The 8,529-nt window shown below is 45.9% G+C and carries 4 protein-coding genes; 3 read left to right on the top strand and 1 reads right to left on the bottom strand.

Annotation, left to right across the window (positions count from 1 at the left end; translation table 11 throughout):
* Nucleotides 1–4,162: DUF6531 domain-containing protein (locus KHS79_RS13375; RefSeq protein ID WP_212719706.1), on the bottom strand; the 4,162-nt coding region annotated here is incomplete at its 3' end.
* A gap of 105 nt (nt 4,163–4,267) precedes the next feature.
* Here KHS79_RS13375 and KHS79_RS26105 point away from each other — a divergent pair.
* From KHS79_RS26105 to acnB, 3 genes are all read left to right on the top strand, one after another.
* Nucleotides 4,268–4,393, top strand: coding sequence for a hypothetical protein (locus KHS79_RS26105; RefSeq protein WP_267910739.1), 126 nt, complete (start codon nt 4,268–4,270; stop codon nt 4,391–4,393).
* Between the two features lie 186 nt (nt 4,394–4,579).
* Nucleotides 4,580–5,449, top strand: coding sequence for a universal stress protein (locus KHS79_RS13370; RefSeq protein ID WP_212719704.1), 870 nt, complete (start codon nt 4,580–4,582; stop codon nt 5,447–5,449).
* A gap of 425 nt (nt 5,450–5,874) precedes the next feature.
* Complete coding sequence (gene acnB / locus KHS79_RS13365; RefSeq protein ID WP_212719702.1) at nt 5,875–8,457, top strand: bifunctional aconitate hydratase 2/2-methylisocitrate dehydratase; 2,583 nt, start codon at nt 5,875–5,877, stop codon at nt 8,455–8,457.
* Nucleotides 8,458–8,529 lie beyond the last annotated feature (72 nt).

The raw sequence follows: 8,529 nt of genomic DNA, 5'->3' as shown, positions 1-8,529 counted from the left end.
TGCCTTCAGCGGCCCCTGTACCTAACAACACATAAGTATTGACCTTGGCCGGATGATCCTGCTGACCAGTGACTTTTTCGGTGAGGATATTGCCATGTTCATCGTAGGTGTGGGTGGTCTTGACGCCCTTTTCATTGGTGCGAGACAGCAGCAAGACATCCTTATCCGCCCAGGTATGCTCAATGGTGCCCGCAGGGGAGGTGATGGTTAGCGGGGAACCATAACGGTTAAAGGTATAACGGGTCTCGTTTCCGCGGTTATCGGTAACGGTTGTGGTGAGTTCTGTGTTATTACGACGAGCACGGCCATTGTAACTGAATTGGGCCTGGGTGTTATCCGGATAGTCGATTAGGGTATACCAGGCTGAATCCATGATCAGATTCTCAGTGGCGGAGGCTTGCAACTGGTAGGGCACGGCTTGATAGCGGGTAGTATGACCATTGGCATCGGTGATACTTTGTATCCGATGCAGCTGCACCCAGTCGGCCATCTGCTGAGGATCATCAACCGTCCCTTGGTAACCGTATTTCTCTTCTACGGCCGTTTGCTGGCTGCGGATGATCCGATTTACCAACCGGGTTTGGGCGTCATAGAAGAACTCCACTTCCAGATCACCCGGGGCTTTGATTTTGGTGATACGGAAATCGCCCTGCCGGCTTTCATAGAAAAAATTCAAACGGCGACCTGCACTGTCCACCACGGACTTTAGGCGCCCATCCCCCAAGCCTTCGTGATAACTCAGCTGGGTTTGGTTACCGTTGGTGTCTTCGATATAGGCCAGGTGCCAACTACGATCTTTTTTATCAAAAGCATACTGGCGAAAGTGATAGCGAGTCCCGTCTTTGGTATACAGGTCATAACGATTGCCAACTTTTTTTAAGGTACCATGGTAGCCTTTACCCGGCCGATAGCGGTCCCCTTCTTCAATAAACACCATGCCTTTCACAGAGACATAACCACAGCCAGTACGGTATAGCGCCACATCATAGTTATGACTCCAGCCTCGGCCTAAACGCCCGGCATCACGGCTTTGGCTGTTGTAACTGCGGGTAAACTGTAAGTCACCCCCGCGACCGGGAATATCAATATCCGTGCGGGAAAAGGCTAAATTGCCGGTAAATAAATCAATATTGCGCTCCACCACATGACCGACAGGAAGCTGGTTATCGATGTCATAAAACACCTCCAGCGCTCCGTTATAATGCTCTACTTTATGAGAAATCTCTGATACTCCGGTGATGTGGAAGCTATAAAGCCCACTGGAGTACACCATCGGGTCAAACTTATACGTATTGGAGCCCTCCGGGTACAGCACCTCATCCAATAACACAGTTTCCGACCCACTACTTCCACTAAACCGGTCTTGAGTGGTGAGCGTGATTTTGGCAGGTTGCTGCAAATTAAAGTTCAAATGTGCAGGCATGACACAGACCCGGTCATTAGGAACATCCAGCTTAATTCGGCCCTTAACAACATCAGGGACCTTTAAAAACTCCCACGGAAACTGGTACTGCCATAAAATATTCTGGGTATCGTTATTAACGTAAAGCCTCAGGGTTATCAGTCCGTCTGTATCCAGCCGACGAATTTTGCTCAACTCCGCCACACTGACCTGTTGCTTTTCACCCACTTTCACCGCCACTTCACGATTTTCAACCGAAAAAATAAACTCCTCCGTCTTCGACCAGCCTTTCAGCGCTTCAACCTCTGGCACAAACAAGCTGTAAAACAGCGTTAACAACGTATCCTCTGGCTCCATGATGGTCGGTGTCTTTAATTGATCTCTGACCTTCACTTGCTCCCTTTTATCTATACTCACGACCTGCAGCGAGTGCACATCCAGATCATACTGGCTAAACTTCAGCTCAGGGCGATACTCCCAGTGATGAAACAAGTTTAAGTTTGAAGGCTGGCTGATTCCGGCTTGGCGTGCCATTTCTTCATTAAAAATAGGCACTTTCATGGGCACAAAATGACCGAGGCTTTGGTTATCAGCACGTTGAGTAGCAAAGCTAGGGTTACGGTATTTAGGGGCAGCACTGGCCTGGACATAAAAGTGCTGCCGACTCAAGGATTTTTCAGGCAGGCGTATCATCTGAACTTGTTGACCTGGCTGAATACTGAAATGGGCCAAGTGTGGGCTGTCGGCCGTGACCGCCGCTAACTGGTTAGGTGCCACCACCTGAGCTAAACGCCCAGTAAAACCATAATCGGCCAAAGCGGGGGGTAAGGGACTATCATTATGTCCCAGCCATTCGGTATAGACAGCAACCCACTGGTCTGTAGTAAAGCCTGCCGACTCTGAACCAATCATCTGGTCAGGCAGCTGTTGGTCTGCGGTATTTCGGGCAGGCCTGCGAACCGCCCATACTTTGAGGTTAGGCGGATACATTTTGATTTCGTCAACCACAGTGGATAAATCACTGTCGCCGCCATAGCTTTTCCCTAGGGTGACGGTTTTCTGGCCCGTGTAGCCGGTCACTCGATTAATTAAATAAAGAGTAACCTGTTCACCTGGTCGAAGATGATCATAGTTACGTTGCCGAAATTGGGGTTTAACACCATCCTGCACCTGCCAGCGTTCAAAGTTCCTGTTAGGCCGGAATATTTCACCTAACCTTCCTCGTAAACGCACCAAAAACTGAAAGTGACTGTCCTTTTCACCTTTCGCTAATGCACCAGAGGATAAACCTTTTTGCTCAGCCACCAGTTCACCGGTCGACGTTCGGATCACATATAAGTCAGTATTTTGAATAGCCTGCTCACTGATTTTAGTGACCAAACCTTTAGGTGTGGTATCTTGCTGCCAGTCCACCAGGCGAATTAAATCTGGTTGGCCCAAAATAGTACCAAAGTAAATACCAAAAACTTTAGCCTCTTCCAGTTTATCGACAGGGTAAAAGGTTTTTTGGTCGCCAGTAGCCGACTCAACTAAGATGCCCGGCACCACCCCATCGTCACGGCCATCATCATTTAAGTCATAGGTAGGTATGATTTTTTTATCTGGCTGCCAGTCAAAGTCGTAATAGGCACCGCTTTCAGAATCCACATCACCAACAAGGACCGGCGTTTCATCAGGATTATAAAGTCCTGCACTGCCGCGCAGCACCATCATATCCACCGGAAAATCAATGTGATAATGAAAGCTTGATTGCAGCGCTAAAATTTCATTGACGCGATAGTCATAAACCGCCAACCCATTACAGTGACTTTCTTTTTCACGGGTTAAAAAATACGGTAAATATTCCGTTTTACGGGGATGAAAACGACTGTAATGCAACTCAGCAATGATGGGATTATGGTAGGTTATTTGGAAGCCAGGACAGGCTGGATTAAAATATTCAATGCGATACTTGCCCTGCACGTCTGTTGTACTCGTAAACTCAGAACCTGCTGCTGCAAATACTTTGGTATAAGGAAGGGGATTTAATAACACATCGTCAAATTTACGCCTAAAAGTACGTTGTTCTCCACTTTTAGGATTAACAATAAAGCCCGTCCGATAACCAATATTATGATAAGATTTATAAACAATTTCTCCTGAAGTATTTGAGACTAACAAACTGCGAAATATATCAAGATCGATCTCCGTGAAAGGCGCGAGGGAGGGATCAATGGGGACTTCTAATAAAATATAATTTTCGTCCGGTACGATAAATTCCTGTTTTAATATCCATACAAATAATGTATCTGGCAATAATGCTTTTTTATTTATAGGATTTCCATCCTGATCCAGCAACAGACTGTTTTCATAGGCGTTACGTTTTAAGAGCACAAATTTTTGAGCATAAAGGTTTTCTACTTTTTCTCTTAGTAATAAATAACCATTATATTCAGTGATACTCATTATGCGTGTATCAGCATAACGCCCACTATGTTCTCCAAGTGCTTTTACTTCATTTCCTTCAAGATCATATTCCACTAAAATCGGCGCATCATTTTCACCTTTAATAATATCTCTGGCATACACTGCGCCAGTAACCAACTCAGACTGATGAATATATTCTCCACCTTTTAATAACCCCCCGAAGGGAAAAGAATGAGCCGCCCCACTGGCAAAAATAACAAACAGCACAAGCCACAAACGCAACCTCAACCTGAATAAACACAGCCAACGAAGCGCAGAAAGATTTAATTGAATAACAGGCACATACCACTGCATATGATTAACTACCTTACGCTCAATAAAGCGTTTTTACGGCCTGCTTAAAACGTATCAATAACAAACTTCCAGTTTAGGTCATGAAATCCAATTCAGGATAAGAAGATGGAGAGAAGAATTTTAGTTTACCGCTCAACGCAAATGGAAAGCATCTTGAAAGAGAATAATGAGTCACCATTCCAGAACATTGACTTGATGCGCATCAAACAGTTGTTTGAAAATCAATCTTAGACTACATTTATCCTACTCTTGTCGAGTATTAAACTGTCATCAAATGACGGGTAACCTCTGTATCGTAATGTAAACGCTCAATATACACTGAAGGGCACCTCAAAAATGCCCTGAAATCTATGGCAACCATCTCGTTGCGAGTAACAACGGTCTAACCCCGAATGCTCATGAATAGGGAAAAGCACCATGCAAGCAATACGTAAACTGCTGGTAGTTGTTGATACCCGCAAGCCTGAACATACTGCGCTTAACCGTGCTTGTGCGATTGCACATGTAACAGGCTCCCAACTTCATATCCTATGTTGTAACCCTCATCCTGATGAAGAAACCCATGCTGTTCTCAGTGACTGGTGTGAGCCTATTCGAGCACAAGGGTTATCTGTCACGAAACATATTCACTGGTATCACAGCCTGCACGAGACCATCATCAAGGTTCAACAAGCAGAGCAATGTGAATTAGTCATTAAAGACGCAAGAGAAGAAAGTGAACTGAGTAAAGTCGTCTTTACTCCCAGTGATTGGAAATTGCTCCGACAGTGCCCTGCCGCTATCTTATTAGTCAAAAATGATAAGCCTTGGGAGAATGGTAATATATTAGCGGCAGTCGATGCAGATCCAAACGATGGTGACCACCAAATATTAAATGATGTCATTATTAGCCATGCCAGGGATATTGCCGGCCTTGCTGATGGTGAGTGTCACCTGGCTTCAGCACACCCTGCACCTATGCTGTCATCACCTGATCCTGTTTATCAGTTACAGGATGCCTTACAGAAAAAATATTTAGAGGTCTGTACTGGTTACGCAGATAAATACCATATTCCTTTAGACCATATTCATGTCGAAGAAGGCCCAGCATCAACCTATATTCCTCATATTGCCAAGCAGTTAGATGCACCTTTAGTCGTCATTGGTACTGTGGCGCGCAGTGGTTTAAAAGGCGCTATTATTGGCAATACTGCTGAGCAAATAATTGATGGCCTGGAAGCCGATATTCTTACACTAAAACCTACACATGTTATGGAGACATTAGAGGCGGCACTCAGCCATAAGTAAGCAACAGCTGTAGATGCTTCGTATTACGACCTCAGGCTACCATTACAGGGAAACTCCACCAGTGCTCATGGACTGCATGAGCACTGCCAAGACTCATTACAGTTTTTTATGTGCAACTACTATATATACGGTACTTCAATATACTGCACTTCAAGTGGCTTATAACCATACGACAGTTTGTAACATTTTTTTCATGAATAATGGAAATTAATGATGTAAGTCAGCGAGTTACTTAACAATTTTCCCTTATTTAGTTATACTTCCGGAACCAAGTGGGGTTCCTAAACTGCTATTTATTTACCTGCCAAATACCCCATAAGCGCTTGCGAGTTCAAGCCCTAAAGGCCCACCTAATTCACTGATGAGCATCATCTCCAGCGCGTGATAATAAACCCGGCAGGAAGCACACTGATGAGGGTAAGACCGTGTTAGAAGCCTACCGCAAACATGTTGAAGAACGCGCCGCAGAAGGCATTCCCCCCAAACCACTTAACGCGGAACAAACTGCAGGGTTAGTCGAGCTGCTTAAGTCCCCCCCTGCAGGCGAAGAAGACTACTTGCTTGAACTATTAGTTGAGCGCATTCCTCCTGGAGTTGATGAAGCGGCCTATGTTAAAGCGGCTTTTTTATCAGCTATCGTAAAAGGTGAAGCAAACTCACCATTAATCTCCGAAGAACAAGCCACCAAATTACTGGGCACCATGCTGGGTGGCTATAATATCGCCACATTAATTGAGTTATTAGAAAATGATCAGCTGGCGGGTCTGGCTGCGGATGAGTTATCGCATACGTTGTTGATGTTTGATGCTTTCCATGATGTAGCCGAAAAAGCAGCTGCGGGTAACGCACATGCTAAGCGCGTCATGGAGTCCTGGGCTAATGCTGAATGGTTCACTGCTAAAAAAGAATTACCCGAAAAGATCACCTTAACGGTTTTTAAAGTGACAGGTGAAACCAACACGGATGATCTATCACCAGCGCCTGACGCCTGGTCTCGCCCTGATATCCCACTCCATGCGAAAGCTATGTATAAAATGCCCCGCGAAGGCATCACCAACGCAGCGGAGCAAATTGCTGAGCTAAAAGAAAAAGGACACCCTGTTGCGTTTGTCGGTGATGTGGTCGGTACCGGCTCATCGCGTAAGTCTGCGACGAATTCCGTGCTGTGGTATATCGGTGATGATATTCCTCATGTTCCTAACAAACGTGCAGGTGGTGTCGTTCTAGGGGGCAAAATTGCACCTATTTTCTTCAATACCATGGAAGATGCAGGTGCGTTACCCATCGAGTGTGATGTCAGCAACCTGAACATGGGCGATGTAATTGATATCTATCCCTATCAAGGTGTTATCAAAGCCCACGGCACTGACAATGTTCTTTCTGAGTTTAAATTAAAGAACGATGTTATTCTCGATGAGGTACGTGCCGGTGGACGTATTCCACTGATTATCGGCCGTGGCCTTACTGATCGTGCTCGTGAAACACTGGGATTAGATCCGTCAAAAGTCTTCAGACGCCCTGTCGCCCCACAAAGCTCAACTAAAGGCTTTACCCTGGCCCAAAAAATGGTCGGTCAGGCCTGTGGCGTTGAAGGGGTTCGACCAGGCCAATACTGTGAACCTAAAATGACCACGGTTGGCTCACAAGATACTACCGGCCCCATGACCCGTGATGAGCTTAAAGACCTCGCCTGCCTGGGCTTCTCTGCCGACTTAGTGATGCAGTCTTTCTGTCATACTGCGGCTTATCCCAAGCCAGTGGATATTGAAACTCAGCACACCCTGCCTGACTTTATTCGTAATCGTGCAGGCGTTTCATTACGCCCAGGGGATGGCATTATCCACTCCTGGTTGAATCGTATGCTACTGCCAGACACAGTTGGTACCGGTGGTGACTCACATACTCGCTTCCCTATTGGTATTTCGTTCCCTGCCGGTTCAGGTCTGGTGGCTTTTGCCGCAGCCACAGGGGTGATGCCACTGGATATGCCTGAGTCGGTGCTAGTTCGATTTAAAGGTGAAATGCAGCCTGGTATTACCTTACGTGACCTGGTTAATGCCATTCCTTATGCGGCTATCCAACAAGGTTTGTTGACAGTTGCCAAAACCAATAAGAAGAATATTTTCTCTGGACGGGTTTTGGAAATTGAGGGCTTGCCTCATTTGAAAGCTGAGCAGGCTTTTGAGCTGTCTGATGCCTCTGCCGAACGCTCTGCTGCAGGCTGTACTATCAAACTGGACAAAGAGCCTGTCATTGAGTACCTCACCTCTAACATAACACTGTTGCGTTGGATGATCAGCGAAGGTTATGGTGATGCGCGTACATTGGAGCGTCGTGCCCAAGCAATGGAAACCTGGCTGGCCAATCCTCAATTAATGAGTGCAGATGAAGACGCTGAGTACGCCGCTGTTATCGAAATTGACCTGAATGAGATTAAAGAACCTTTACTGGCTTGCCCGAATGACCCTGATGATATCAAGCCACTTTCAGAAGTGACAGGTGACAAGATTGATGAGGTCTTTATCGGCTCATGTATGACCAACATTGGTCATTATCGGGCTGCAGGTCGTTTGCTTGATCAGCTTTCCTCACCTATTACCACTCGTTTATGGATTGCTCCACCTACCAAAATGGATGAGCACCAGTTGATGGAAGAAGGCTTCTACAATGTTTATGGCCGTGCCGGTGCTCGGACGGAAATGCCAGGTTGTTCGCTATGTATGGGTAACCAGGCCCGAGTTGCTGCAGGTGCAACGGTCGTTTCTACATCAACCCGAAACTTCCCTAACCGCTTAGGTGATGGTGCCAATGTTTATCTGGCCAGTGCTGAATTAGCCGCCGTCGCATCTATTTTAGGTAAGCTACCAACCGTAGATGAGTATATGTCCTACGCTAAAAACCTTGATAGCATGGCTGGAGATATCTACCGTTATATGAATTTCAATGAAATTGAATCATTCCAAAAAGCAGCTAACCAGATTATTGCCACTGATGCGGCAACCTCTTAACGCCTTTACGAAAGCTCGCTCTACCCAGAAAAACCCGCCTTAGCGGGTTTTTCTTTTTCTTTTGTTATCTGA

This window comes from Zooshikella ganghwensis, from assembly GCF_018263875.1.
Lineage (GTDB): Bacteria > Pseudomonadota > Gammaproteobacteria > Pseudomonadales > Zooshikellaceae > Zooshikella > Zooshikella ganghwensis.
The sequence above is the reverse complement of the archived record's forward strand: the minus strand, read 5'-3'. Positions and strand labels throughout refer to the sequence as shown.

Bases quoted from the DNA above. Each gene is read 5' to 3' on its own strand.
- KHS79_RS26105 (WP_267910739.1), top strand. From the start codon at position 4,268: ATGGAGAGAAGAATTTTAGTTTACCGCTCAACGCAAATGGAAAGCATC.
- KHS79_RS13370 (WP_212719704.1), top strand. From the start codon at position 4,580: ATGCAAGCAATACGTAAACTGCTGGTAGTTGTTGATACCCGCAAGCCT.